Origin of the sequence: Aurantimonas sp. A2-1-M11 (genome assembly GCF_036549475.1) — a bacterium.
GTDB lineage: Bacteria > Pseudomonadota > Alphaproteobacteria > Rhizobiales > Rhizobiaceae > Aurantimonas.
On sequence record NZ_JAZHLI010000009.1, the window covers coordinates 1 to 25,388 of the forward strand.

A 25,388-nucleotide genomic window follows, 5' to 3' on the forward strand; every position below is an offset into this window, starting at 1 on the left:
AAGAAGGCCGTCTACGATCTCCTGTTCCGGGCCTCTACGGAGACGATGACGCGCATCGCTGCCGATCCCAAGCATCTCGGCGCCCGCATCGGTCTCACCGCCGTGCTTCACACCTGGGGATCGGCGATGACGCACCACCCGCACACCACATGATCGTGCCCGGCGGCGGTCTCTCGCCAAACGGGTCGCGTTGGGTCTCGTCGCGTCCCGCCTTCCTCCTGCCGGTCCGGGTGCCGTCGGATCCGGGACAGCGCGTGAAGGCGATCGTTGAGGAGGAGGTGTTCGAGACCGTCGAGCGGATCGAGGTCGATGAGATGGCCTGACGTTCCGGGGCGGCACGAGTTTTGACGGAGAAGGGCTAGCTGAACGACTGCACGCGCGGGTACATCTTGCGAATGCACCTATCTCCCCAGACCATAGAAGCGCTCGTGCAAGTGATATCGGGCGGTTCCGGCAATGACCCCTCGCCTTCAATCGGCATCTACCGATCTGGGCCGAAGCTCGAATCCTTCATGCGCGCGTGCGGAGCATCGATGCATGTCGGAAGCGGGTCCCGACTGCCCGCTCTCTCGGACGCCATCGAGTCCGTCAATCGCTCCGGAGAAGAGAGGATACTCCGGGAGATCGTGGAGCGAGCGGCGGATCCGCGGGATTTCATCGCGGAGCCTGACCGCGGCGCGAAGGTGGTCGCATACCTCAACCAGTTCCTGCGATACGACGACCTTGAGCTTCAATCGCAGGGGGGACGTATGCGGCTTGTGAAGGCGGGGACCTCGTTCGTCGTGGTCGATTCCCTCTCGGCCGTCGCGGCAACCATTGATTTCGACACCGTCCGCCATGACCTCGATCGCGCGCTCGCGAACGTGGAAGCGGATCCTGAAGATGCCGTGACGGCCGCGAGTTCCGTTGTGGAGAGCGTCTGCCGGTCCATCCTGATTGAGCTAGGGCTGGGGCTGCCGGAAAAGCGAGACATCCAAAGCCTCTACAAGGCGGTGCGCGATCCTCTCGGATTGTATCCCGACAAGGAGGGCGTACCCGACGAGATCGCCGCCGATGTTCGTTCGATCCTCGGCGGTTTGAACTCGATGATCCAGGGTATAGGCGCGCTCCGGACGCACGGGGGCGACGCGCATGGGCGAGAACGCGGTTTCAAAAGAAGCATCGATCCGAGGATCGCAAGGCTGGCCATCCATTCCGCAGGAGCGGCCGCGCTGTTTATGATCGAGACATGGCAACTTCGACACCCCACGAAGGCGCTGAATAAGCACTAGCCGTCGGATGCGCTCGCAATCAGGCTCCATGAGTTCCGGTAGTCGTCCATCCACCCGGGCCCGCAGCCGATGATAATGCTCATGCGGTCGAAGTCCGGAAGCAGTCTGCGGAACGAGCTGTCGTTCCTCGGTTGCCCCTTCTTGCCGGGAGCAGCCATGCCGCGTGTGACCTGCGGATGACATCCGCAACAACGGCGCTTGGCAAAAGCCAGCACTTCGGCGCCTCGTGCAGGTCCTCCTTTCCGAAGTCGACGAAGGCGTAAAAGAGAGTTGGCGCTGACAGGAGCTCGTGTTTCTCCTTCATGTGCCAACCGCGATCCGACCCCTTCTCGAGGCGCGACTTCACCTGCAAAGCGCAAAGCCGCTCGCCGATATCGTCGATTACCACGATGTCGGCGTTCGGCACTCCTACGGGTGCCAGGGCGGCGCTGTAGCCTCGCCGCAGCAGTTGGCTCATTACGTAGTGCTCTCCCGCCGCACCCAGCAGCGTCGACTTCGAAGCCATGAAGCCTCCGTTTCGATCTGCGATCCTTTTTATAGGGCTCGCCCTCGAATCTTGCAGGCGGCCCCGGCTTTCTCGTTTCACGCCCCCTTTTGAGACCCGCAGCCCACCCGACAGAACGGACAGCCCCTGAGCGTGCGATCCCTCGCGCGCCCGGCTACATCCGTGGATGTCGAGAAGCGCGCGTTCTCCTTCGTGGCATCGACAGAGACCCCGGTCCGTGCGTGGATCCCTGACCCGTTGGGCAAGTCCGACGAACACGGGGGCGTCCGCTTCATCGAGGTGGACGAAGTCCTGTCCATGGACAGCATCGACCTGGGCCGCGCGGTGGTAATGCCGCTCGTCGACGCCCACAACACCTTTTCGATCGACAGCCAGCTCGGTTCGGTCGAGACACTTCAGGTCGAGGTCATCGAAGGATTGGGCAGAGCCTTGACGGGGTCTACCCGCTTCGTTCCCTCGCGTGGCTCACTCGCGGAAGCGATGGCCGAGGGCCACTACCGCCAGCTCTCTATCGGCTACCTCGTCCGGCACCATGACAGCGAGATGCGCGAGGGCACGATGCCGCTGGCGACGGCGACGGACTGGGAGCTTCAGGAAGTCTCTTTCGCCGCAAGGATCCTGCTGCGTGCCTACGGCGCCGGTAGGGACGCGGAATCCGCGCGGCAGACCGGCGAATCCCTCGAAGCCCTCCGGAGCCGGAACCTCACCGATGAAATCATTGACGAAATGAGGGCTGCTCGGCGCCGCGATGAGCTTGCTAAGTGGGTGCGGGACAACGGGCGGTAGTTCGTGCGACGCTTGGCGGGCGATCCGGCGGACATCGAGGTCGTGTCGGACGGCCTTGTGAGGCAGGTGCTGAAGCACAATCGGCATGGGGCGGCTGTGTGTGTAGCGCGACAATCTGGATGAGAAGCGTTCTCACCCTGATTGTCGCGCCGCATGTGTGTGGCTGGCGGCCATGAAAGAGGCCCCGGCATAACCACCGGGGCCTCCGTCGTTTAGGCTTCCTCGTCGAGGAGGGTAGCACCGTGCCGGGCGGCGACCGCCTCCAGCGTCGCGCGGTGGGTGGCGATGGTGCGCTCGATGAGCGCGTCCAGCGCCGCCTGTCCGGCGACGTTGTTGGCGATCCCTGCGTTCGCCAGCACCCCGCGGAAGGTAGCGAACTGCTGCTTCGGCAGCGTCACGTTCAGGTAGAGCCAGCGGGCGGCGTCGCCCGGGAGGACCACCTTCCCGATGCCGGGGCGGCTCGTGCTGGGTGGCTCCTGTCCGTTGCGGACCGCCGACGGGATGCTGCGGAACCGCTCGGCCGCGGCCGCCGCCATGCGGTCCATCGCCGCCGTGCTCAGGCGGGCTTTCGGGGTGAATTTCTTGATCTCTGCCATGTCGTCTCTCTCCTGAGCGCGCTGAGGGGGCGCTCGTCGCCCGCGAGTCCGAGTCATTCGAGCCGCCTATCAGGCGGCTCGCGACTTCGTGCTCGGGGCGGTGGATAGAGAGAATGGAGGTCGACATCGGTTGATCCGTAATGGTGGGCGGCGTCGATCGCATGAAGCACCCGAGGAGTCGAGCCCGCCTTTCCGGACACGGTTTCCAAACGGTGCCCGTCGTCGCTTGCATTCTATGCGTCCACGCTTGCTCGACCGCATCGAGAGGGGGGAACCAGAACATGCTCGCAGCCATCGCCGCCGCCATCCGCGCCGCCGCATCCGCCGCCGCCGCCGCCGCCGCGCATTGGTGCTGGTGGGCGGTCACCTGGACGTGGTCCCTCCCCGGCCGCCTTCTCGGCGGCGGCGGAGGCGGATCCCTGCCGCACCCTCCCGCCGCGCCTCCGATGCCCGATACCGCCCGCGAGATCGCCGCCATGGTCGCCACCCGCGGGCGCGGACGGGCTCTCCCCGGGGCGCTGCCGTCGGCTCTCGATCCCTCCCCGGACGGCACCGATCCTATCTCCGCGACAGTGCACGCATACGCGCGGGCCGCACCGTCGGACCGGCGGCAGGTGTCGCTCGAGGCACTGTCTCCCGACCAAGTCTCCTGGCTCCTGCGGCTCCGGCCCGAGGATCTCCAGCGCCTCGCCGCCGCCGGCGGGCTCGTCTGCGGCCGTCTGGCGCGCGGGGTCGCCGGCGGCGCGCTCGGGGTGCCTGCCTGTCGGCGGCGGGAGCCGGATGTTGAGCGCCACAAGCCGGAGGCCGAGGATCCCGACACGTTCGCCGCGCGCATCCGCCGCCAGCGCGGTGGGCTGCGCCTCGTCATGTAGTCCGTCCGCCAGCGGTGTGTCGCTTGCGTCGCCGCCGGCAACCCTCACGGCGTGAGGGGAGAGCACGGCAATGAACATCATCGAACTTGGCAAACGGCTGTCCGACAAGTCAAACGCGATCTCGCGTAATCGGGGATCGCCCCAGATCGGTTCCTGAGCCTGCTCGCTCGCGAGCAACTCCTCGGCGCCGTCGGCCGAGTAGCCGACGAGGGCACCGTTGCCCTCAAGGGATCCGCGCTCGTACTCCTCGATCCCGAGATGTCGGACTGGGTGCGACCGTCGAAGGATCTTGACCTCCACATGCACGGCGTGACCGTCGATGACCTGAGCGACCTCCTCGATCGCGCAGCCGCCGAGGTCGCCCATGTCGGTATCCGCGTCGAATGGGGCGCCTGCAAGCCGCTGTGGCGGCCGGATGGCACGGCCGGCGGCGAGAAGGTCCGGGTCGTTGCGTGGCTGGGCCGCACCCGGGTCAATTTCGAGGTCGATTGCTGGGTCGGCGGCGAGCGGTCGCCGGGCATGCGCGTCCGCGAGGTGGCCTCGTTGGTTCCCGGCCTGCCGCCCGTTCGCATGCTCGCGTACCCGCTCGAGGCGATGGCGGCTGACAAGCTGCACGCGATCGCGCAGTTCGGAAGCGCGAACACCCGGCTCAAGGATTTCTACGACCTATGGCACCTCACGCGTGCCGGGCTCGATCCGATGCTGTTGTCGGAATGCGTCGCCGTCGTGTTCCGGAACAACGAACGGGCCGTCGCGCTGACCCCCACCCTGCTCCCAGGTTTCGGACGCTCCTTCGGGGTCGCCAACGGGGACGCGTGGGCGAAGATGCTCTCAGCGGCGGGCCGGGCTGACCGGGCTCCGGCAGATTTCGTCGAGGTCGTCGGGCGGGTTCGTGCGTTCGCCAATCGCGCCTTCGCCCCGGAGACCCCTGCCCCGCAGCCCGTCGAGGCCGACGAATGCGAGCCGTCGCCCGCCCCATTCGCGTTCGCCTAGGAGGGGTCGCCCCCTGAGAGCGAGGTCTTTTCGGGAGGTAGCTTTACCCCACCCAACCTGCCAACGTCGTTCTCAGGTGCCTTTACGCGGCTCGCCTGGAGAGCGATCACCGCGTTTTGGACCTCCGGCCACTCCACGAGGTCTACGAGCGTGTGGTGGAGCCACGGAAGGTAGGGCATCAGGCGAGAGACCGGATGACTGCATCGCGCTGATCGACGGCGCGGCGCAGGCGGCCGACCTCGGCGCGGAGTTCGGCGGCTTCGTCTTGCGCATCCAAGGCCGCCTCGACCGCAGCCTTTGCAAGAGCGGACATTTGCCCGGCATCGTGGCGAGCCGCTGAGAGGGCGTAGTCCCAGGCATCGTGAGCAGCCGCCTCTTCGCGTGCGATGCGGCCGGCGCGGACAGCGTCAATGAGTCCGAAGATCGTCTCGTGCATGACGACTGCGGCGATGGCTCCGGTAGCGAGAGCGCCGCGCTGGACCGCGTAGGGGTTGGTAAATGCCATGTCGGTCGCCTCCTCGGTGAGGAGGGCAACCTGGCGGGCTCGGGAGTCGGCGTCAACGGCTGCCTTCGGACATGGCCGGCGAAGGGCTCCCCGGATCCGAACAAGTTTACGGGTCAGGCCTACGGCCGGCGGAACGGCAAAAGTCGGCCGGCGGATAGCCCGCCGCACGCGGATCACGGCTTCGTGATCGAGAAATCGACGATGCCGTATCTTTCATACAAAGTCTATAGAAAGGCCAACAAAGCGATTGTAACGACTTGCGCCGATATATGGCTACGTCATGTTACGTAACCAAGGTTTCACACTTCTATATATGGTGTTCGAAAAGCATAATTTCGGCGCCCTTGCTGTCAACAATTTACGACGATGCATCGCTGACTTGCATTCCGCCGGCCGACATCTCACCATTTTCTTGCGCCCGGAAGATCGGATGGCGCAGGGGACGTGGAATGAAACCGAGATTGAGGGTGCTTTCGACGTGCAGCGGAATCTCCGCCGCATCGGCGGCTTGGAGCGAAGACGAGTACGAATTCGTGGCCTTCGCGGACATCGACGCGTTCGCGAGCGAATGGCTGGCGCAGCGCAAGGGGTGCGGCAGGCCGCGGTACATGCCATCGCCGGATGGACCGGGGCTGGACGCCAAAGAGATCAAGGCGCGCCGTGCGGCGATCAAGGCGGTCAGGCACCTGCCGGAGATCGGACGGCTGCCGAACCTCGGCGACCTCTCGCAGATCAGTGACGCGGACCTGCGCCGGCTCGGCCCGGTCGATGTCCTCGAGGGCGGGACGCCCTGTCAGGCTTTCTCCGTCGCGGGTCTCCGCGCCGGTCTGAACGACCGCAGAGGCGGTCTCATGATCGAGTTCATCAAGCTCGCGAAGCGAATGGAGAGGTGGAATGGTCTCAAATACGTCGTCTGGGAAAATGTCCCCGGGGTCCTCAGTGATACCGCTGCATACGGCGCTTTCCTGGGAAGTTTCGCCGGGGGCACCAGCGATCCGCTCGTCCCTCCAGGGCGACGGTGGACAGGTTGCGGTGTGGTGTATGGACCCGAGGCGTCAGTCGCATGGCGCGTCCTGGATGCCCAATATTTCGGCCTGGCCCAACGCCGCTCGAGGGTGTTTGCTCTCGTCTGTCTTGGAGGTGCTCCCGCCGTCGATCCTTGCACGGTACTCACTGAGTCAGACGGCGTGCGCAGGGATCATCCGCCGAGCCGCCGGCCGTGGGAAGGCGGTGCCGGAGATCCTGGCGAATGCGCTGCGGTCGATCGTGGGCTGACCTACGGCATAGCCGACTACTCGACATGCTCCGAAGACATCGCGCCGACTCTCCAGTCAAGAATGACCGCTGGTGGCCGCATGGACGCCGTCGCCTATCCAGTTGCACTGACCGGGCATGCTGAGTACGCCGCCAACAGCAATTGCCTGCCGTCTCTTCGGGCGTCGGGCGGCGACTGCGGCGGCGGCAGCGAAGCGCTGATCGTGACGACCCATGGCGCAGAGGGTCCCGTCGGGACCCTCTGCGCCAGCGGCGCCGGCACATCCAGGCCAGCCGGCCAAGCCAACGAGCTCGATTACCTCGTCGTCCACTCAGTGGCGTTTTCAGCCGGAAATTCCGCCAAAGCGCGCGGCATCGGATACACTGAGGAGGCCACCCCGCCGCTGCGAGCCGGTGCCTCGGGGACGAACCAGGTGCCGACAGTTGCATCAGCGACTCGTCGGGCTGCCGAAGCCATCCGGTGGATCGTTCGTCGACTTACGCCTACGGAATGCGAGCGCCTGATGGGGTTCGAGGATGGTCACACCGCCATCCAGATCCGCGGCAAGGCCGCTGCCGACGGGCCGAGGTATCGCGCGCTCGGCAACTCGATGGCCGTTCCGTGCATGAAGTTCATCGGCGAACGCCTGCACGCCGCCCACGTCGAGGCTGTGGTAGGCCAGCGCCGTGCTGCCTGAAGGTGGCGAGGTTGCCGACGGTGCTGCCTTCAGCGCACCTGAACTAGGAAATCCACAGCATTTCCCAAACCGGGGGATGCCCGTCGAGATGGCCGATTCACCATTTCGTCAACTGATTATTGTGTCTTTTCCACACTTGTTTACGTTTCGTTCCTAGTTATCCACGTGGTAAGCGCCGCGCGACCAAGCCGGCGCACCTTCGTGATGACTCGCGAATCGCTCTCTGCCGTTGTCAGGTGTGTCGACAGAAGGAAATGCATGATGCGTAGCGTTGAACTCTTCACCGGATGCGGAGGCCTTTCGATGGGCCTTTCCCGCGCGGGCTACGAGGCGCAACGCATGATCGAATGGGACCGCCACTCGGTCGCGAACGTCTTGCACAACCGTAAGCGCAACGTCGAGCACGTGCGCGAATGGCCCATCGAGCAGTCCGATGTCCGCGTCATCGACTGGACGCAGTACGCCGGCATCGAACTCGTAGCTGGCGGTCCACCCTGTCAGCCGTTCAGCGTCGGCGGGCGGCACAAGGGTAACGATGACACCCGCGACATGTGGCCTGAGGCCATCCGTGCGGTGCGCGAGGCCATGCCGGCCGCCTTCCTGTTCGAGAACGTGCGCGGGCTGACGCGCATCGCCTTCGCCGATTACCTTGACTGGATCGTGCGCTCCCTGTCGCGTCCGCACGTGGAACGGCGCGATGGCGAGAGCAGGGAAGAACACCTCGTCCGGTTGCGAGCCGCCAGCGAGGGCTTGGAGTACCGGATCTCCGTCCACAGCGTGAACGCCGCCGACTACGGCGCCGCGCAGAAGCGACACCGCGTCCTTTTTATGGGCGTTCGGTCCGATATCGACGCGCCGCTCCCGCCTCTTAACGCGACCCATGCACGGGAGCGTCTGCTCTGGGATCAATGGGTCGACGGGACGTACTGGCAGCGCCACGGATTGAAGGCTCCCGCCCGACCCAACCGCACCGACGAAGCCGCGGTCCGCCGCCTGCGTGCCTCCGGTGAGCGCCCTGCCCTGCCACCGTGGCGCACGCTTCGCGACGCCATCGCGGGACTCGGCGAGCCGGGCACGGGTAAGTTCTCGAACCACATCCTCCAACCAGGCGCCCGGTCGTACCCCGGGCATACGGGATCACCGCTGGATCAGCCGTCCAAGGCGCTCAAGGCTGGGGTGCACGGCGTCCCCGGAGGCGAGAACACGATCGCCCTTGGCGACGGTGCGATCCGATATCTGACGGTCCGAGAGGCTGCCCGGTTGCAGGGCATGCCGGACGACTACGAGTTCGCCGGATCCTGGTCGGAGAACATGCGCCAGCTCGGCAACGCGGTACCCACGCAGCTCGCCGAGGCGGCTGGCCGCGCGATGTCGGAGGTATTGACGTCAGCGCGGCGGCCGCGCACGCGGGCGGCCTGATGCCCGAGGGCTACGGAGAGTTCGAGGTCGACATCGCGGCGCTCATGAGGAGCAGCCTGCCGGCCTATTTCGACGGGTTGAACGCCGTTCCTCTGTTGACCGAGTACATCGCCGAGATCCCGTTCCAAGCGCAGGGAGCCTATCTGCTGCTCCTGAATGGCACGATCGTGTACGTCGGGAAGACCGACGCCCAGGCAGGCTTCCGCTATCGGCTCACCCGGCACTTCCACAACGTCCAGCACAGGCAGCACCTGGATCCTGCCGACGTGTCGTTCAAGGCGGTGCGGGTGTTCGTGTTCAACATGTTCGACCTCGAGACCATGCTCATCGAGGAATACACGCGCGTCGCAAGCCTGCGGCCCATCTGGAACACGAGCGGCTTCGGCTCGAACGACCCCGGCCACCGCCGTGAGAACCAGGATCCGGCGCTCTTCGACGTCCGTCATCCCGTCGACATCGACCGTGAAATCAAGGCCATTGATCCCGGGACGCACGAGATCCTCGCGGTGTTGCTCCGGCTGAAGGACTTGCTGCCCTACACCTTTCGCTACGAGGCCGACGGGCCGGGGCGACAGGCGTGGAGGCAGGGCCACGCCGACATGAGGGGCCACGACATGACCGTTCCCACAGGGCCGCAGACGACGCGATCTATCCTTCAGGCCGCGCTCAACGCCATGGGGCCGGAATGGCAGGCGACTGTGCTGCCAAATCGGGTCATTCTCTACAAGGAGGACACGACCTATCCGGCGCAGGTCGAGGCCTTCCGCGCGAATCCTTGACCGAGGGTGTCGACCCCGCTCGCAGCCGCCAGATGGCGCTCATCCGGGGCAAGGACACCAAACCCGAGATGATCGTCCGTCGTCTCGCTCACTCCCTCGGCTACCGCTTCCGACTCCATCGCAAGGACCTGCCGGGCAAGCCGGATCTCGTCTTTCCCTCGCGGCGCGCGGCCGTCTTTGTTCACGGCTGCTTCTGGCATCGGCACGGCGACCCCGAATGCCGGCTTGCCCGCCTCCCGAAGTCGCGCCCCGAGTTCTGGCTGCCAAAGCTGGAGAGCAACCGCCAGAGGGACTTCCGGAACGTCGCGGCGCTGGAGGCCGCCGGCTGGCGAGTCCTGACAGTTTGGGAGTGCCAGCTTCGCAATGTCGACGCGCTCGACGAGCGGATGCGGGAGTTCCTAGGTCCGCCGGGGCGGAGTCTCGGCTGAAACGAGACTCCTAGCAGGCTGTTGAAAAAAGCCGCTCGCCGCAGGGCTTTTAGCATGATTCATTGTCTTCGAAGGGATTCGGAGGCCGGGGCATGCGTGGCGACGACAATCGAACGGGTGAGCTGTTCAGCTACGTGGATCTGGAGGCGCGGGTTCGGCGCGATCATCCACTGCGGGCGATCCGGACAATCGTTAACCAGGCGCTTGCGGCGCTGGAGCGGGAGTTCTCGGCGCTCTATTCGCCGCTGGGACGGCCGTCGATCCCGCCGGAGAAGCTGCTGCGGGCAATGCTCCTTCAGGCGTTTTACTCGATCCGCTCGGAGCGGCTCCTCATGGAGCGGCTGGAATACGACCTTCTGTTCCGCTGGTTTGTCGGCATCGGCGTCGATGACGCGGCGTGGGACCACTCGACATTCTCCAAGAACCGCGACCGGCTGCTGGAAGGCGATATCGCTGCGAAGTTCCTGGGCGCGGTTCTGGCCCAGCCCAGGGTCAAGCGTCTTCTGTCGAGCGATCACTTCTCGGTCGACGGCACGCTGATCGAGGCCTGGGCGTCGATGAAGAGTGTCAGGCCGAAGGATGGTTCGGACAATCCTCCAGCCGAGGGCGGCGGGCGCAATCAGGAAGCCGACTTCCACGGCCAGAAGCGGACGAACGAGACGCATGCCTCGACCACCGACCCGGAGGCCAGGCTCTACAAGAAGGGCAAGGGCAAGGAGGCGAAGCTGTGCTTCATGGGGCATGGGCTGATGGAGAACCGTCACGGTCTGCTGGTCGACGCATGCCTGACATTCGCCGACGGTCATGCCGAGCGGGTGGCGGCGCTTCATATGATCGAGCCCCTGGCCGACCGGCCGCGACGGATCACGCTCGGCGCCGACAAGGGCTACGACACGGAGGACTTCGTCAACGAGTTGCGCTCGATGAGGGTGACGCCGCATGTGGCGCAGAACATCAGCGGCCGACGTTCGGCGATTGACGGACACACAACGCGCCATGGCGGCTATGCCGTCAGCCAGCGCATCCGCAAGCGTATCGAGGAGGCGTTCGGCTGGATCAAGACGGTCGCCGGGCAGGACAAGACGAAGTTCCGCGGTCGCGACCGTGTCGGATGGGCCTTCACCTTCGCGGCCGCCGCCTACAATCTGGTGCGGCTACCCAGGCTCATCGTGGACACTGGCTGATGGCCAGGGTTCCCGCCTTCGCCCAGGTCTTCGCCGGCCGCTGGCGCATCGTCGAGATGGACAACTGGGACAATGACTTCCTCGACCTGGTCGAGGAAGCAAATCTCAGCTTCCAGGGAACGGCGGATGGCGAGATCGCCTTCGGCGCGCTCAAGGGCTTCCTCGACGTCCGCTATGGCGCACGCGACGGATCCGCCTGCGCAGAGTTCTCGTGGGAGGGACAAGACGAGAATGACCCCGCCTGCGGTCGCGGATGGGCAGCACTCGGCACCGCCGGACGCCTCGTCGGGCACTTCTACATCCACAACGGCGACGATTCAGGGTTCGTTTGCGAACGTGGGTGAATTCTTCAACAGCCTGCTAGGTCCCACGGCTTACCTCGCCATCTTCCGGCATCCCGAACCCCAGTTCCGACGCCCACCGCCGGACGGCTGCGATCCCGTCGACGGGCAGCGTCGGATAGTCCTCGAAGATCTCGACGTCCGACCGCCCGGCCTTCAGGTACGCCAATACCGTTCTCGCCGGTACGCGGGTGCCCTCTACGCACGGCTCCCCGGACATTACGTTGGGATCCTCGACCACGCGGCTGCGGTAGCCGACCCCGGCCTCCGATGCCGCGCGGTTCTCCCGCCACAGCCTCGCAAACCCTTCAGCCTGCTCGTCGACCGAGGCCGCCCCCGCGTACGGCACCACCTCGTCGCCCGGCTCCGGATCGACGTCCGGCAGCCTCTCGAGGATCTCCAGCGCCTTCGCCGGATCCCCACGCGCCGCGCGCTCGCGCATCATTCGGTGTGCCGCCTGCTGGCGCTCGAACTCCTCCTGCTGCAGCTCCAGCGTCGGGCGGATCTCGTCGAGCGTAACGGGTTGGAAATCCCAGACGTCGACGCCAACGTCGACCGACCGCCCGATGCCCTGAAGATTGCCGTGACTATGGCCGTACAGGTGGATGGCGCCGTAGTGCACCCCCGGCCACGTGCGGAGCGCATAGTGGTCGAGTACCAGCGGCAACTTCTCATCGGGGTGCCGGAGGAGGATGCGGTCCTGCGGCTGCGAGGCCCACGGAAGGTTGCGGACTTTCAGTCTGTCGTGGTTGCCGATGATCAGGTGCTTGCGGCCGTTCAGCCGGCCGAAGATCTCGGTACACCTCTCGGCCGTCGACTTCATCGCGAAATCGCCGAGGTGGTAGACGGCATCGTTCTTGCGGACGCGGTCATTCCATCGGCGGACCAAGCCTTCATCCATATCCTCAACGTCGAAGAAAGGTCTCTGGCACATTTCGATGATGCCGCGATGGCCGTAGTGAGTGTCGGCGGTGAAGAAGATCTCTGGCATTGGGTCGCTCTCATTTTGGGGCGTGCGTCGGCGCGGCCCCGGAGCGGGACCGTCAGGCGAGGCGGCGTATGAGCTGCGAGCGAGAGATCATCATGCCTTGTGCGGCGGCGGGAGGGTGGGCGTCAAGCGGGCAGGTTTCGCATGCCTCGCGATATGAGTAGTCTCGAAGTCGTCCCGCACGTGAGTTCGACCGGAGAGCATTAAAACCGATGACCAACGCCGCACGTCTGGTGCTCGCGGACTGTGAAATAGCCGCCGACATGCTCGAGGAAGAACGTGACGACGGATCCTGGAGGATACTCTGGGTAGGCTCGATCGCGCTTCTTCGCGCCGTCGGTCATGTGCTCCATAAGATTGACGGTCGTCACCCACCGTGTCGCGGGGCTGCGAATGCTGCTTTCAAGGTCTGGAAAGGTGATGCCCTGGAGCACGCGATTTTTCGAGAATTCGTTGAGAATGAACGTAACAACGTCTTGAAGGCGTACGAGTTTAACGTGCATCCATCCAACGTGGTGACCCTTGCTTTCACCGGTCCTCACGGAAGCTCTGAGGTAGCCTCGATCGATGGCGATCTGTATCGTCCTATCGAGGATGGTTACGGGTCAGGCGTAGACGCTCGGGACATCTACAGGGAGGCTATCGCTTGGTGGAGGAAGGAACTCGACTTGATCGATCACGTAGTACGGGCGGAAGAAGAAGGCGGACCTCAGAAAAAGCCGTCCTAACCAGCCTTCTTCTAGTTGAGGAGAAGCTCCTCGAAAGCGAGTACTTCCTCGGTAGAATCGCAATTTCCAACGATCCTATCCACCTGCGGTACGATCTGAACGCGTTCGTGTCAGCCTGCCGCGTGGCCTTCTTTCTGCTCCGAAAGGAGTTAGCCAGGGTCGACGGGTTCCGCGACTGGGTCAAAGAGGCGGAGCGCCGGATCGACGAAGACGACGTGCAGGCCTTCTTCGTGCGGTTGAGAAACTTCTCGCAGAAGGAGGGGAGGATCCAGGTCCACGGTCAGATGTCGTCGAGAGCAGACGGTCGCCCAGGTGCATGGCGCTGGATCTTTGTTGATGGCTCCCTCGAGGTTCCAACCGTTCTGAAGGGTGTGCAGGTCGCGACTGCATGTCGAATGTACCTAGCCCGGACAGCCACTCTCATCCTCGAATGCGCTAGGCGGTTTCCCTACGACGCCTGCCCGTGGATGGCTCTCTCCCGCGAGGGAGTGCGCGAGCGGCAACTCGATCTCAATCGCATCGAATTTGTGCTGGGCATTCCGAAGGAATTCATTCGGGCGACTGCCGGAAACGATGATGAGCAGCGACGGATAATCCTCCAGCGACATGTGGATCCGGTCGCCTATCGAGAAATCGAGCGACTGTCTCAGATCGAAGGAAACTGACCTCGAATCTTTCACCGAGACGGTCGACGATTCCTGGCTGGACCGAGAAACCCGGCTTGGGAGTGCCCCCCACAGGTCGGGCTTAGGGCGTTCGTATCTGTCGCGGTTTCTGTCGCGGTGCCGACCCAAGCCTTCGGGAGGCTCTCGAAAACGCCAAGGTTTTCAGCGGGTTGGCTGGTCGGAGTGGCAGGATTCGAACCTGCGACCCCCTCGTCCCGAACGAGGTGCGCTACCAGGCTGCGCTACACTCCGTGACCTGCGCCGCGGTGTATAGCGGCGGCGTCTTTCGCCTGCAAGCAGTCTTCGCGCATTCTGTTGCACATAATGCCGGTTTGTCTGGCAGGCCGGTGCCTGGTTCGGCCTGGCCCCTTGCGGTGTCGCGGATCGGCGTGGCCCTCGCGGGTCAGGCCTCCGGCTCGGCCTGCCGGCAATCGGCGCAGCGGCCATTGATCTCGATCGAGGTCCGCACGGCGCGGAACCCTTCCGCGTCCGCCCAGCCCTGCAGCCGTTCGCAGATGACGTCGTCGGAGAATTCCCAAACGCGGGCGCAGGATTCGCAGATGCCGAAGGCGATCATCGCGCTGCCGTGATGCTCGCCGGGATGGGTGCAGGCGACGAAGGCCTTGAGACTGTCGATTCGGTGGATCAGGCCGCAATCAATCAGCTTGTCGAGGGCGCGGTAGACCTGGAGCGGCGCGCGGAACCCCTCGTCGCGCAGGCGGTCGAGGATGGTGTAGGCGCTGAGGGGTTCGTCGGCGGCGCCGAGCGTGTCGAAGACCAGGCTCTGGTTGCGGGTGAGCTTCGGACGTGCTGTCATCGCGGCGTCTCCGCGGCCATGACCCGCGCACGGCCGGGCAAGGACCAGGGCAGCAGGCTGAGCAGGAACAGTGCCAGCGCGGCGACGACGATGGACGGGCCGGACGGCGTGTCGAAGTGCAGCGAGCCGAACAGCCCGCCGGCGGCGGCTGCCGCGCCGATGCCGGCTGACTGCAGCGCCATCAGTTCGGGGGTGGCCGCGAAGCGCCGTGCCGTCGCGGCGGGAATGATCAGCAGCGAGGTGATGAGAAGGATGCCGACGATCTTCATGGCAATGGCGATCACCAGCGCCATCAGCAGCATGAAGAGGAAACGGGTGCGCTCCGGCGACAGGCCTTCCGCCTCGGCCAGCTCGGCGCTCACCGTCGACGCCAGAAGGGGCCGCCACAGGAACAGCATGCCGATGAGGATCACGACGCCGCCGAGATAGATCGCCAGGAGGTCGACGCGAGACACGGCAAGGATGTCGCCGAAGAGAAAGCCCATCAGGTCGATCCGCACCCAGGTCATGAACGCGATCATGACCAGGCCGAGGGCGAGCGTCGAATGGGACAGGATGCCGAGCAGCGCGTCGGTGGAGAGGCCGCCGCGTCGCTGCAGCAGGACCAGGGCGGCGGCGACGATGGCCGCGACGCCGAAGACGCCCAGCATGAGGTCGACCTCGAAGGCGGTCGACAGGGCCACGCCGAGCAACGCCGAATGGGCCATGGTGTCGCCGAAATAGGCCATGCGCCGCCACACGACGAAGCAGCCGAGCGGCCCGGCGACGAGCGCGATGCCGATCCCCGCGAGAATCGCCCGGACGAAGAAATCATCGAGCATCGACGGGCTCCCCCTGCCGGGCGTGGCCGTGACCGGATGAGTCCCCGCTGGCGGCGCCGTGGTGATGATCGTGTCCGCAGTGGTGGCCTGCGACCGGCGTGCATTCGTCGCCGATGGTCCCGTCGGCAAACCGCACCCGGCCGTCGGGCAGATGGGCATGATCATGATGATGGGCGTAGATCGCCAGCGTCTCGGCGGCCCGCGGCCCGAACATGCGCTGGTAGGCCGGTGACGACGCCACGGACTGGGGAGACCCCTGGCAGCAGACATGGCCGTTGAGGCAGACCACCGTGTCGGTCTTGGCCATCACCACATGCAGGTCGTGCGAGACGAGCAGGATGCCGCAGCCCTCGCTGTCGCGAATGTCGGAGATCAAATCGTAGAGCGCGACCTCGCCGGAGAAGTCGACGCCCTGCACCGGCTCGTCGAGGACGAGAAGATCGGGTTTGCGAAGCATGGCCCGGGCCAGCAGCGCCCGCTGGAACTCGCCGCCGGACAGATGATGCACCTCGGCCCCCGCCAGATGCACAATGCCGACCCGCGCGAGCGCTGCCTCGACGGCCTGCTTGGTGGCCGGCTTGGTCAGTGTCATCAGCCGGGCCACGCTCAGCGGCAGCGTCCAGTCGATGGAGAGCTTCTGGGGCACGTAGCCGATGGTCAGACGGGCGGCACGACGCACCGTGCCCTCGTCCGGCGTGAGCACGCCGATCGCACTGCGTGCCGTGGTCGATTTGCCGGACCCGTTGGGCCCGATCAGCGTGACGATCTCGCCGCGACGCATCGTCAGGTCGATGCCGCGGACCAGCCAGCGACCGGACCGGCGCACGCCGACCCCGCGCATCTCGATCAGGGCGTCCGGTTCCGTCGGTGGCTGGAGGCGCATGCGATACCTGCGAAAAGATGGCTTGCCGGGCGATATGGCAGACGTTATAGCATTACGCAAGCCGGTTGTAATGACATAACATATCATCACCCTCGCCACGAAAGGCGCCTCCATGCGCAATCTTCTTCCCCTGCTTCTGGCCAGTGCCGCAACGCTCGCAGCCCACGCGCCGGCCGCCGCCGACGCGCCCCGCGTGGTGACATCGATCAAGCCGATCCATTCCCTCGTCGCCGCCGTGATGGAGGGCGTCGGGGAACCAGCCCTGATCGTACCAGGGGCGGCATCGCCGCACACCTATTCGATGAAGCCGTCGGACGCCGCGAACCTGCAGGCCGCCGACGTGGTCTTCTGGATCGGCGACGGGCTGGAGGCGTTCCTGGTCAAGCCGATCGGGTCTCTCGCCGGCGAGGCTAAAGCAGTGGAACTGATCGATGCGCCCGGCCTGGAAACCCTGCCGGTTCGCGACGGCGGCGCCTTCGAGGCGCATGACCACGAGGGCGACGACCATGACGGTCATGAGCAGGAGGGTGATGAGCATCAGGGCCATGAGCATGAGGAGGCTGGGCACGAGGGACACGACCACGCCCCGGCTGGCGAAGAGGCCCACGATCATTCGGGCATCGACATGCATGCCTGGCTGGACCCGCTGAACGCCGGCGCCATGGTCCGTCATATCGCCACGACGCTGTCCGAGGCCGATCCGGACAACGCCGAACGCTACACACAGAATGCGGACCGGCTGGAGGAGCGCCTTGAAACCCTGGTCGCGAAAACCAGGGAGCAGCTTGCCGATGTGCGGGACAAGCCGTTCATCGTCTTCCACGACGCCTATCAGTATTTCGAGCACCGGTTCGATATGGCGGCCGCCGGCTCGATCACCATCAGCCCGGACCGCATGCCCGGGGTCCAGCGGATTGCCGAGATCCAGGAGACGGTGCGCAGAACCGGCGCGACCTGCGTCTTCGCCGAACCGCAGTTCGAGCCACAGCTGGTCGACGTCGCCATCGAGGGCTCCGAGGCGCGCGCCGGCGTCCTCGATCCGGAAGGCGTCGCGATCCCCGAGGGGCCCGAGCTCTATTTCACGCTGATCAGCGACCTGAGCCAATCCCTGCAGGACTGCCTGTCCAGCAAGTAGCGCACACGGCCCTGCGGCGATTCCGTCGTGACGCCGCAGGGCCGGCGGCAGTGGTCAGGTGAAGGCGGCGGGGCGCCTGTCGAAGAAGGCCCCGACGCCTTCGCGGGCGTCGGCCGTCTCCCAGGTATCGGCCAGCCGGCGCGCGGTCGCGTCGAGCGTTGCCTCGTCGATGACCGGGCCGAGCGAACGCGCCAGCGCCTTGGACGCCGCCACCGCAGCGGGCGAACACGCCAGATAGGGCGCGACCTCAGCCGCGACCGCCGCGTCCAGGTCGTCCGCCGGAACGGCCCTGGCCAGCAGCCCGAGACCGACGGCTTCCGCCGCGTCGAACAGACGGGCGGACATGAAAACCCGCCGGGCCCGGCCCTCGCCCATGCGCGCCAGGACGTAGGGAGAGATCGTCGCGGGGATCAGGCCGAGTTTTGCCTCGGTAAAGGCGAACCGTGCTGCGTCGCTGCCGATCGCCACGTCGCAGACCGAGATCAGGCCCAGACCGCCGCCGAAAGCCTGACCATTGATCCGGCCGATGAGGGGCTTGGGCAGTTCGTTCAACGCCTTCAGCATCCGAGCCAGATGCATTGCCTCGGCCATGCGCTCGTCGCGGGAGGCCGCGAACTGGGCCTTCATCCAGTTGAGATCGGCGCCGGCCGAAAAGCTGCGCCCTTCACCAGTCAGGACGGCAACCCGCACGGCGGGATCGCCGCCGAGCCGCCCTGCGGCTTCCCGCAGATCGCGGATCATCGCCGCGTCCATGGCATTGTGGCGCTCGGGCCGCGCCAAGGTCAGCGTGGCCACGCCTCTCTCGTCGGTGTCGATCCGGATCGTGTCGTCCATCGTCCCTCCCCGGCCGTGGAAGCCGCCCATGCGATCAGGCGCCGGCCGCCTCGGCCGGGCGCAGCGTCCATGCGAAATCGGCCGCCGTCTCCAGCGCGGCAGCGTCCAGCCCGGTTTCGAAGCCCTCCCGGCGCAGCATCGCATCGACCTTCAGCGTGTCGACATTACCCTTGGCGCCGGGCGCATAGGGGCAGCCGCCCAGCCCGCCGACCGCGGCGTCAAAGGTGCGAAGACCCATTGCGAGGCTGGCCACGATGTTGTCCAGCGCCCGGCTGGTGGTGTCGTGATAGTGGCCGGCCAGCCTGTCGGCCGGCGCGACGTCCAGCGCGGCCCGCAGCATGGCGGCGATCGTCTCGGGCGTGCCATGGCCGATCGTGTCGCCCAGCGAGACCTCGTAGCAGCCCATGGCGAGAAGCGCCTCGGTGACGGCAGCGACGGCGCCGGGCGCAACCGGCCCCTCATACGGACAGTCGGTGACGCAGGAGACGTAGCCGCGCACCGGAATGCCCGCAGCCTTTGCGGCATCTGCCACCGGGCTGAACCGCTCCAGGCTCTCGGCGATCGAGCAGTTGATGTTCTTTCGGCTGAAGCTCTCCGAAGCCGCGCCGAAGATCGCCACCGCGTCGGCCTTCGCGGCGACCGCCGCCTCGAAGCCCCGCAGATTGGGGGTCAACGCCGTATAGGCGACGCCCGGACGCCGGGTGATGCCGGCCAGCACCTCTGCCGCGTCGGCCAGTTGCGGCACCCATTTCGGCGAGACGAAGCTGGTGACCTCGATCCTGGCGAAGCCGCAGGCGGACAGGAGATCGACGAGGCGGATCTTGTCCGCCGCACGGATCAGGCGCGTTTCATTCTGCAGCCCGTCGCGCGGGCTCATCTCGAACAGGGTGACGTCGGGCATGGTCATGATGGCTCGAAATAGCGCGCGCGAGTGTAGATGCGATGGGCCGCGTCCGGAGCCGGCAGCGCGCGGCGAAAGGCCGGCCTTTCAGCCAGTCGGTCGTAATAGGCGGCAACTCGCGGAAACGCCTGCAGGTTGGTGAACAGCCGGGCGACGTGCACGCTGTAGCCGACACCGACATCCACGGCGCTGAAGCCCGACGCCAGGAGGTGATCGCGGCCCTCCAGCCGGCCCTCGACGACACCGAGGGCCTTTTCCAGGCGCCGCGTCTCCAGCTTGACGACAATGGGCGATTTCAGCGCCGGATCGGTGATGACCAGCGCCTGCTGGGTGAGGCTGGCTACATGCACCGAGATCGTCTCGGCATAATGCAGCCATTGCAGCCATTCGGCGCGCTCGGGCGTGCCGGGCGCGCGCCAGAGGCCGGAATCGCGACCGCGGGTCTCGCAGAGATACTCCGCGATGGCGCCGCTCTCGAACAGGGTAACAGGCCCGTCGATCAGCGCCGGCACGCGGCCCAGCGGATGGACCGCGAGATAGGCGGGATCGCGCAATTCGGGGCCGAAGGGATGGACGATCACGTCGACATCCAGCCCGAGTTCGTGGATCAGCCAGAGCGAGCGCATGGAGCGCGCCTCGTGGCAGTGATGCAGGACGAGACTCATCCGGGGTCGTGTTCCAGCGCCAGGAGCAGCGCGCCATCCTCGACCTGATCGCCCTCGGCGACCATGACCTCGGCAACCGTGCCGTCGCGTGGGCTCTTCAGCGTGTGCTCCATCTTCATCGCTTCGAGCACGATCAGGGCCTCGCCCTTCTTCACGAGGGCACCGGCCTTTACCGCGATCAGCTTGACGAGGCCCGGCATCGGCGCGGCGACGCGGTCGCCACCGGCGCCCTCCTCGGCATGGGCCATGGCGCTGTAATCGGCGAAGCGATGGGCGGTCCCGTCGAGGAAGACGGTCAGGGCGTCCGGCTCGCGCGCGACCGACGCGCCGAAGACGCGCCCATCGGCCTCGACGCGGATCATGTCCCCGCCCGGCGCTTCGGCCAGCGCCAGTTCCAGCGTTTCACCGTCTGCAGCGACGGAGAAGCGCCCATGGCCGAGATCGGACACGATCAGGTCGCGGCGCGTGTCGCCGTCGCCTTCGAAGCGCGCGGCCTGCCGCGCAATGCCCCAGGCGCGAAAACCGCGCAGGCTCGCCCAGGGATCGATCGCCGCCTCGCCGGCGACGGATCCCGCCGCCGCGACATGGCCGAGCTGCGCCAGCGCCGCGATCGCCGCGGCCTCGGCGGATCCGGTCTCGGGGGCGGTCAGCGCCTCCTGGTCGCGCCCGATCAGCCCGGTGTCGACATCGCCGGTAGCAAAGTCGCCGTGCGCCGCGAGGCGCGACAGGAAGGCGGTATTGGTCACCGACCCAGCGATGCGCGTTTTGGCCAGCGCCGCGCGCAGCAATCCGAGGGCGCTGGCACGGTCGGCCCCGTGGACGATCAGCTTGGCGATCATCGGGTCGTAATGCGGCGTGATCCGGTCGCCTTCCCGGACGCCGGTGTCGATGCGCACGCCCGGGACTTCCGGCGGAAAACGCAGATGGGTCAGCGTGCCGGTCGCGGGCAGGAAGCCCCGCGCCGCGTCCTCGCCATAGATCCGTGCCTCGAAGGCATGGCCGTCGATCGCCAGGTCGGACTGGGCGAAGGGCAGTTTCCCGCCGGCCGCGACGCGCAATTGCAGCTCGACGAGGTCGAGCCCGGTGATTGCCTCGGTCACCGGATGCTCGACCTGCAGGCGGGTGTTCATCTCCATGAACCAGAACCGGTCCGGGCGCAGGCCGTCGGAGGCGTCGACGATGAATTCGATCGTGCCGGCACCGGCATAGCCGATCGCCTTCGCCGCCTTGACCGCCGCCTCGCCCATGGCGGCGCGCATCTCGTCCGGCATACCCGGCGCCGGGGCTTCCTCGATCACCTTCTGGTGGCGCCGCTGCAGGGAGCAGTCGCGCTCGAACAGATGCACGGCGTTGCCATGGCTGTCGCCGAACACCTGGATCTCGATATGCCGCGGCTTCTCGACATATTTCTCGATCAGGCAATGGGGATCGCCAAAGGAGGCCTGCCCTTCCCGCCTCGCACCCTCCAGCGCGGCGCGGAACTCGGCCGGGTCCTCGACGCGGCGCATGCCCTTCCCGCCGCCGCCGGCCCGCGCCTTGATGAGCACCGGGTAGCCGATCTGGTCCGCCTCGCCGGCGAGAAAGTCCGGGTCCTGCTCGTCACCGTGATAGCCGGGCACCACCGGTACGCCGGCCTCGTGCATCAGTCGCTTGGCGGCGTCCTTCAGGCCCATCGCCCGGATCGCGGACGCGGAGGGGCCGACGAAGACCAGCCCGGCCGCTTCGACTGCGTCGACGAAGTCCGGGTTCTCCGACAGGAAGCCGTAGCCGGGGTGAATTGCGTCGGCGCCGGTGCGGCGCGCCGCCGCGATGATCCGGTCGCCGCGCAGATAGCTGTCGGCGACGGCGGCAGGCCCGATCCGCACCGCCTCGTCGGCCATGGCGACATGCAGCGCGTCGGCGTCCGCGTCCGAAAACACCGCGATGGTGCGAATGCCGAGCCGCTTCGCCGTGCGGATCACCCGGCAGGCGATCTCGCCGCGATTGGCGATGAGGAGAGATGTGATCATGGTTTCCACCTCAATGCGGCACGAGTTCGTCGAAGCCAATACGGCGCATCGGAGCCGGTACCCGCAAGCGCTTGTCAGAACTGAGGAAAACCGTGCATTCCGCGTCAGCGGCACAGGCGATGTGAATGGCGTCCGGCATTTTCGCGTCCGTAACCGCCCGCACCTGCGCGGCTTTGATCATGACACCGCGAGACAGCGGAACGAGCGGCAGGGTCCGACGACCATTCAGAAACTCGAGAATCGACGAAATCGCGGTCGCGTCAAGGATGCGGAATGGCTTCACGAGACATTCCGCCAAGGCGATCTCGCTGGACGCCGCGAAGACCCGTCCTGCATCGACGTTCTCCAGAAAGGAACGCTGCGCAGCGTTCAGGGTGTAGCCGCCTTCAACGATGGCAATGACAGTGTTGGCATCCAGGTAGTATCGCTCCTCGACGGTCACTCCCTGTCTTCCCATTCATCGCGCAGTGCCCGGATATCCGCGACGATCTCCTCGACAGTCCGGTTGCTTGGAGCCGACCCCGCGAGCGAAAGAAGCGAACGCCGTTCCAGGTTCGGCTCGCGCGCGGATGTCTCGAGAAGCTCCCGGATCTCTGCCTCCGTCGAGCGTTTGTTCGCCTTCGCGCGCGCCTTCAGGATCTCAAGGACATCGTCATTCAGCTTTCGAACCGTGATCTGGGCCATAGCGCCCTCCATATGCCAGCAGAATGATAGCACAGCCGATTGGGTCCTCAACTCAGCGACGTCACATCCTGAACAGGCCGAACCGCGTTTCGGGGATCGGCACGTTCAGCGCCGCCGACAACGACAATGCCAGGATCTCGCGGGTCTTCGCCGGATTGACGATGCCGTCATCCCACAGGCGCGCGGAGGCGTAGAGCGGATGGCTCTGGCGCTCGAACATCTCGATGGTCGGGCGCTTGAACTCGGCCTCCTCCTCGGCCGACCACGCACCGCCGCGCCGCTCGATGCCATCGCGCCGGACGGTGGCCAGCACGCCCGCCGCCTGCTCGCCGCCCATCACCGCAATGCGGCTGTTCGGCCAGGTCCACAGAAAGCGCGGCGAATAGGCCCGTCCGCACATGCCGTAATTGCCGGCGCCGTAGGAGCCGCCGATCAGCATGGTCACCTTGGGCACGGAGGTGGTGGCGACCGCCGTGACCAGCTTGGCACCGTGCTTGGCGATGCCGCCCGCCTCGTAGGCGCGGCCGACCATGAAGCCGGTGATGTTCTGCAGGAAGACCAGCGGGATCCTGCGCTGTGAGCAGAGCTCGACGAAATGCGCGCCTTTCACGGCGCTTTCGGCAAAGAGGACACCGTTATTGGCGACGATGCCGACCGGGATGCCGCAGACATTTGCGAAGCCGCAGACCAGCGTCGGGCCGTAGCGCGCCTTGAACTCGTCGAAGCGCGAACCGTCGACGATGCGGGCGATCGCCTCGCGCACGTCATAAGGCGTCTTCGGATCGGCCGGTACGATGCCGAGCAGTTCCTCCGGGTCGAAGGCCGGCGCCTCGGGTGCCTGCAGTTCCACCGTCGCCGGCTTCGGCCGGTTGAGGTTTGCGACCGCCCGGCGGGCGAGTTCGAGCGCGTGGAGATCGTCGCTCGCCAGGTGGTCGGCGACGCCGGACAGGCGGGTATGCACGTCGCCGCCGCCCAGATCCTCGGCGGAGACGACCTCGCCAGTCGCCGCCTTCACCAGTGGCGGACCGGCGAGGAAGATCGTGCCCTGGTCGCGTACGATGATGGTCTCGTCGCTCATCGCCGGCACATAGGCGCCGCCGGCCGTGCAGGAACCCATCACGACGGCGACTTGGGGAATGCCCTTCGCCGACATCTGGGCCTGATTGTAGAAGATGCGGCCGAAATGGTCGCGGTCCGGGAAGACCTCGTCCTGGTTCGGCAGATTGGCGCCGCCGGAATCGACGAGATAGATGCAAGGCAGGGCGTTCTGTTCGGCGATCTCCTGGGCGCGCAGGTGCTTCTTCACCGTCAACGGGAAATAGGTGCCGCCCTTCACCGTGGCGTCGTTGGCCAGCACCATCACCTCGCGGCCCGATACCCGGCCGATGCCGGCGATCATGCCTGCCCCTGGCACCGCGCCCTCGTAGAGGCCGTGGGCGGCGAAAAGGCCGACCTCCAGGAAGGGCGAGCCGGGGTCGAGCAGTCCCTCGACACGATCCCGCGGCAGGAGCTTGCCGCGCGACAGATGACGCTCGCGGGCCTTCTCGCCGCCGCCGGCCATGGCCGCTTCCGCGGCCGCCTCGACCGCCTGCATCTGCCGGGCCATGGCCTCGCGATTGGCCGCGAAGGCTTCCGAGCGCGGCGAAATGGACGAGGTCAGGACAGACATGGTGCACTCATCGTATGATCTCGATATCGATGCCGAGATCCAGCTTGGCCCAGATTCGGTCGGCGGTGATGACCTGCCCTTCGTGTTGAATCGCAAGGGCCAGACAGGCACGATCACCCAGCGAAAGGCCGAAACTGCGGGTCATCGATCGCAGTTTGCCCGCAAGCCGCGCCTGATCGGTGTCGAACGCGATTGCGGACAGATTCAAGCCGGCAAACGTCAAATCAGCAGCATCCCCACCCAGCCCATTATCGATGAGCTTGGACAGCACCTCCGCGACGTTGACGCTCGAAATCTTTCCATCCCGAAGGACATCTCCAACCCGGTCGCTGCCCGGCTCGCTCCACAGATACGCCAGAACGGCCGAGCTATCGAGAACGACCATCAGGATCTGGCAGCATGCTGAAGCGCCTCGGCCTCGTCCCGCAGCGCTTCCGCCCGTCTCTCCGCGATCAACTGGTCGACGGGCGATCCCGTGCCGAAGCTGTTCTCGGCGATCATTCTTCGCACCTTGTCGATCGCGGCCCGCGGCGAAATCAACCGCAGTTCGCCGTCCTCGTCGATCCTGGCGATCAGTTGACCGTCGTCGCCGATTTTCATCAGGCGCCGAAACGTCTCCGGGAGCACCAGTCGGCCTTCGGCATCCACCGAGATGCAGGTGAACGCATCCGCGTCGGGATGCATCGCGAATGCATCCTGCTTTGAAGCGCCCGTCGCCGAGTTCGGATGCGCAGCAGTCGGGCGCACGAGCGTGTTGCGGACGTGCTGATAGCGGATACCGAGAAACCGGGCGATGTCGGCTCTCTTGAAACCTTGCTTGTCCAATGCGCGGATCTTGGCGGCCTTGGTCGGAAGACCAGCCGTGACGGCATTCATGGTGTCCCGGTCGACTTGCATGCGGGCCTCCGTCGAACACTACCCAACAACATATCCAAGGTAGTTACAGTGGATATCTCGC

29 protein-coding genes, 1 tRNA gene and 1 pseudogene are annotated in these 25,388 nt (G+C 66.0%); 14 read left to right on the plus strand and 17 right to left on the minus strand.

What is annotated here, in order from left to right; genetic code table 11:
* Positions 1 to 239: pseudogene (locus VQ042_RS05990) on the plus strand (transposase); the annotation flags it as partial.
* A 189-nt stretch (positions 240 to 428) separates the two neighbouring features.
* Entirely contained in the window at positions 429 to 1,271 is an 843-nt protein-coding gene (locus tag VQ042_RS05995; RefSeq protein WP_331816597.1) for an abortive infection family protein, read from the plus strand.
* 79 nt (positions 1,272 to 1,350) lie between these two features.
* Here the strand turns inward: VQ042_RS05995 and VQ042_RS06000 are convergent, their stop codons facing one another.
* Positions 1,351 to 1,776: a hypothetical protein gene (locus VQ042_RS06000; protein WP_331816599.1), complete on the minus strand. Its 426-nt coding sequence runs from the start codon at positions 1,774 to 1,776 to the stop codon at positions 1,351 to 1,353.
* A 162-nt stretch (positions 1,777 to 1,938) separates the two neighbouring features.
* Here VQ042_RS06000 and VQ042_RS06005 point away from each other — a divergent pair, with 162 nt between their 5' ends.
* Positions 1,939 to 2,562, plus strand: a complete 624-nt coding sequence (locus tag VQ042_RS06005; RefSeq protein WP_331816601.1) for a hypothetical protein — start codon at positions 1,939 to 1,941, stop codon at positions 2,560 to 2,562.
* A 212-nt stretch (positions 2,563 to 2,774) separates the two neighbouring features.
* On the opposite strand, the gene VQ042_RS06010 is transcribed toward VQ042_RS06005, so the two are convergent.
* Positions 2,775 to 3,158: a hypothetical protein gene (locus VQ042_RS06010; RefSeq protein ID WP_331816603.1), complete on the minus strand. Its 384-nt coding sequence runs from the start codon at positions 3,156 to 3,158 to the stop codon at positions 2,775 to 2,777.
* Between the two features lie 281 nt (positions 3,159 to 3,439).
* On the opposite strand from VQ042_RS06010, the gene VQ042_RS06015 reads away from it, so the two are divergent.
* Together VQ042_RS06015 and VQ042_RS06020 are read left to right on the plus strand one after the other, a co-directional pair.
* Complete coding sequence (locus tag VQ042_RS06015; protein ID WP_331816605.1) at positions 3,440 to 4,030, plus strand: hypothetical protein; 591 nt, start codon at positions 3,440 to 3,442, stop codon at positions 4,028 to 4,030.
* 258 nt (positions 4,031 to 4,288) lie between these two features.
* Positions 4,289 to 5,023, plus strand: a complete 735-nt coding sequence (locus tag VQ042_RS06020; protein ID WP_331816607.1) for a nucleotidyl transferase AbiEii/AbiGii toxin family protein — start codon at positions 4,289 to 4,291, stop codon at positions 5,021 to 5,023.
* A gap of 178 nt (positions 5,024 to 5,201) precedes the next feature.
* Here VQ042_RS06020 and VQ042_RS06025 read toward each other — a convergent pair whose 3' ends face one another.
* Positions 5,202 to 5,528 (minus strand): hypothetical protein, encoded by a 327-nt coding sequence (locus VQ042_RS06025; protein ID WP_331816610.1) that lies wholly within the window; start codon positions 5,526 to 5,528, stop codon positions 5,202 to 5,204.
* Positions 5,529 to 5,977: 449 nt separating this feature from the next.
* On the opposite strand from VQ042_RS06025, the gene VQ042_RS06030 reads away from it, so the two are divergent.
* From VQ042_RS06030 to VQ042_RS06055, 6 genes are all read left to right on the plus strand, one after another.
* Positions 5,978 to 7,480 (plus strand): DNA cytosine methyltransferase, encoded by a 1,503-nt coding sequence (locus tag VQ042_RS06030; protein WP_331816612.1) that lies wholly within the window; start codon positions 5,978 to 5,980, stop codon positions 7,478 to 7,480.
* A 258-nt stretch (positions 7,481 to 7,738) separates the two neighbouring features.
* Positions 7,739 to 8,899: a DNA cytosine methyltransferase gene (locus VQ042_RS06035; RefSeq protein WP_331816613.1), complete on the plus strand. Its 1,161-nt coding sequence runs from the start codon at positions 7,739 to 7,741 to the stop codon at positions 8,897 to 8,899.
* The gene (locus VQ042_RS06040; RefSeq protein WP_331816615.1) at positions 8,899 to 9,678 is read left to right on the plus strand and encodes an Eco29kI family restriction endonuclease; all 780 of its coding nucleotides are present in this window, start codon (positions 8,899 to 8,901) and stop codon (positions 9,676 to 9,678) included. The genes VQ042_RS06035 and VQ042_RS06040 overlap by 1 nt, the downstream gene beginning before the upstream one ends.
* Positions 9,585 to 10,106, plus strand: coding sequence for a very short patch repair endonuclease (locus tag VQ042_RS06045; protein WP_442880044.1), 522 nt, complete (start codon positions 9,585 to 9,587; stop codon positions 10,104 to 10,106). Before VQ042_RS06040 ends, VQ042_RS06045 begins: the two co-directional genes overlap by 94 nt.
* A 92-nt stretch (positions 10,107 to 10,198) precedes the next feature.
* Positions 10,199 to 11,290: an IS5 family transposase gene (locus tag VQ042_RS06050; protein ID WP_331816619.1), complete on the plus strand. Its 1,092-nt coding sequence runs from the start codon at positions 10,199 to 10,201 to the stop codon at positions 11,288 to 11,290.
* A complete protein-coding gene (locus VQ042_RS06055; RefSeq protein ID WP_331816621.1) occupies positions 11,290 to 11,634 on the plus strand; it encodes a hypothetical protein in 345 nt (114 codons plus the stop codon). The genes VQ042_RS06050 and VQ042_RS06055 overlap by 1 nt, the downstream gene beginning before the upstream one ends.
* Before the next feature lie 16 nt (positions 11,635 to 11,650).
* On the opposite strand, the gene VQ042_RS06060 is transcribed toward VQ042_RS06055, so the two are convergent.
* A complete protein-coding gene (locus VQ042_RS06060; RefSeq protein WP_331816623.1) occupies positions 11,651 to 12,622 on the minus strand; it encodes a DUF433 domain-containing protein in 972 nt (323 codons plus the stop codon).
* 209 nt (positions 12,623 to 12,831) lie between these two features.
* Between VQ042_RS06060 and VQ042_RS06065 the strand changes: the two genes are divergently transcribed.
* Both VQ042_RS06065 and VQ042_RS06070 read left to right on the plus strand, forming a co-directional pair.
* Positions 12,832 to 13,347 (plus strand): hypothetical protein, encoded by a 516-nt coding sequence (locus tag VQ042_RS06065; protein WP_331816625.1) that lies wholly within the window; start codon positions 12,832 to 12,834, stop codon positions 13,345 to 13,347.
* Complete coding sequence (locus VQ042_RS06070) at positions 13,266 to 14,012, plus strand: hypothetical protein (RefSeq protein WP_331816627.1); 747 nt, start codon at positions 13,266 to 13,268, stop codon at positions 14,010 to 14,012. Before VQ042_RS06065 ends, VQ042_RS06070 begins: the two co-directional genes overlap by 82 nt.
* A 175-nt stretch (positions 14,013 to 14,187) precedes the next feature.
* Here the strand turns inward: VQ042_RS06070 and VQ042_RS06075 are convergent.
* The 4 genes from VQ042_RS06075 to VQ042_RS06090 form a co-directional block, all read right to left on the minus strand.
* Positions 14,188 to 14,264: transfer RNA gene (locus VQ042_RS06075), tRNA-Pro, on the minus strand.
* A 151-nt stretch (positions 14,265 to 14,415) separates the two neighbouring features.
* A complete protein-coding gene (locus tag VQ042_RS06080) occupies positions 14,416 to 14,829 on the minus strand; it encodes a Fur family transcriptional regulator (protein ID WP_331816629.1) in 414 nt (137 codons plus the stop codon).
* Positions 14,826 to 15,650 carry a metal ABC transporter permease gene (locus VQ042_RS06085; protein WP_331816631.1) on the minus strand — a complete coding sequence of 275 codons (825 nt, stop codon included), beginning with the start codon at positions 15,648 to 15,650 and terminating at the stop codon, positions 14,826 to 14,828. Before VQ042_RS06085 ends, VQ042_RS06080 begins: the two co-directional genes overlap by 4 nt.
* On the minus strand, positions 15,640 to 16,533 hold the full coding sequence (locus tag VQ042_RS06090; RefSeq protein WP_331816633.1) for a metal ABC transporter ATP-binding protein: 894 nt from the start codon (positions 16,531 to 16,533) through the stop codon (positions 15,640 to 15,642). The genes VQ042_RS06085 and VQ042_RS06090 overlap by 11 nt, the downstream gene beginning before the upstream one ends.
* A 112-nt stretch (positions 16,534 to 16,645) precedes the next feature.
* On the opposite strand from VQ042_RS06090, the gene VQ042_RS06095 reads away from it, so the two are divergent.
* The gene (locus tag VQ042_RS06095; protein WP_331816635.1) at positions 16,646 to 17,668 is read left to right on the plus strand and encodes a zinc ABC transporter substrate-binding protein; all 1,023 of its coding nucleotides are present in this window, start codon (positions 16,646 to 16,648) and stop codon (positions 17,666 to 17,668) included.
* Between the two features lie 54 nt (positions 17,669 to 17,722).
* Here the strand turns inward: VQ042_RS06095 and VQ042_RS06100 are convergent, their stop codons facing one another.
* From VQ042_RS06100 to VQ042_RS06140, 9 genes are all read right to left on the minus strand, one after another.
* On the minus strand, positions 17,723 to 18,502 hold the full coding sequence (locus VQ042_RS06100; protein WP_331816637.1) for a crotonase/enoyl-CoA hydratase family protein: 780 nt from the start codon (positions 18,500 to 18,502) through the stop codon (positions 17,723 to 17,725).
* Positions 18,503 to 18,536: 34 nt separating this feature from the next.
* Positions 18,537 to 19,409: a hydroxymethylglutaryl-CoA lyase gene (locus VQ042_RS06105; protein WP_331816639.1), complete on the minus strand. Its 873-nt coding sequence runs from the start codon at positions 19,407 to 19,409 to the stop codon at positions 18,537 to 18,539.
* Positions 19,406 to 20,068, minus strand: coding sequence for a glutathione S-transferase family protein (locus VQ042_RS06110; protein WP_331816641.1), 663 nt, complete (start codon positions 20,066 to 20,068; stop codon positions 19,406 to 19,408). Before VQ042_RS06110 ends, VQ042_RS06105 begins: the two co-directional genes overlap by 4 nt.
* Positions 20,065 to 22,077: an acetyl/propionyl/methylcrotonyl-CoA carboxylase subunit alpha gene (locus VQ042_RS06115; RefSeq protein ID WP_331816643.1), complete on the minus strand. Its 2,013-nt coding sequence runs from the start codon at positions 22,075 to 22,077 to the stop codon at positions 20,065 to 20,067. The genes VQ042_RS06110 and VQ042_RS06115 overlap by 4 nt, the downstream gene beginning before the upstream one ends.
* A 10-nt stretch (positions 22,078 to 22,087) precedes the next feature.
* On the minus strand, positions 22,088 to 22,519 hold the full coding sequence (locus VQ042_RS06120) for a type II toxin-antitoxin system VapC family toxin (protein WP_331816645.1): 432 nt from the start codon (positions 22,517 to 22,519) through the stop codon (positions 22,088 to 22,090).
* The gene (locus tag VQ042_RS06125; RefSeq protein ID WP_331816647.1) at positions 22,516 to 22,761 is read right to left on the minus strand and encodes a FitA-like ribbon-helix-helix domain-containing protein; all 246 of its coding nucleotides are present in this window, start codon (positions 22,759 to 22,761) and stop codon (positions 22,516 to 22,518) included. Before VQ042_RS06125 ends, VQ042_RS06120 begins: the two co-directional genes overlap by 4 nt.
* A 61-nt stretch (positions 22,762 to 22,822) precedes the next feature.
* On the minus strand, positions 22,823 to 24,430 hold the full coding sequence (locus VQ042_RS06130; protein ID WP_331816649.1) for a carboxyl transferase domain-containing protein: 1,608 nt from the start codon (positions 24,428 to 24,430) through the stop codon (positions 22,823 to 22,825).
* 7 nt (positions 24,431 to 24,437) lie between these two features.
* Positions 24,438 to 24,815, minus strand: coding sequence for a type II toxin-antitoxin system VapC family toxin (locus VQ042_RS06135; protein ID WP_331816651.1), 378 nt, complete (start codon positions 24,813 to 24,815; stop codon positions 24,438 to 24,440).
* Positions 24,815 to 25,306: a hypothetical protein gene (locus tag VQ042_RS06140; protein WP_331816653.1), complete on the minus strand. Its 492-nt coding sequence runs from the start codon at positions 25,304 to 25,306 to the stop codon at positions 24,815 to 24,817. The genes VQ042_RS06135 and VQ042_RS06140 overlap by 1 nt, the downstream gene beginning before the upstream one ends.
* Positions 25,307 to 25,388 lie beyond the last annotated feature (82 nt).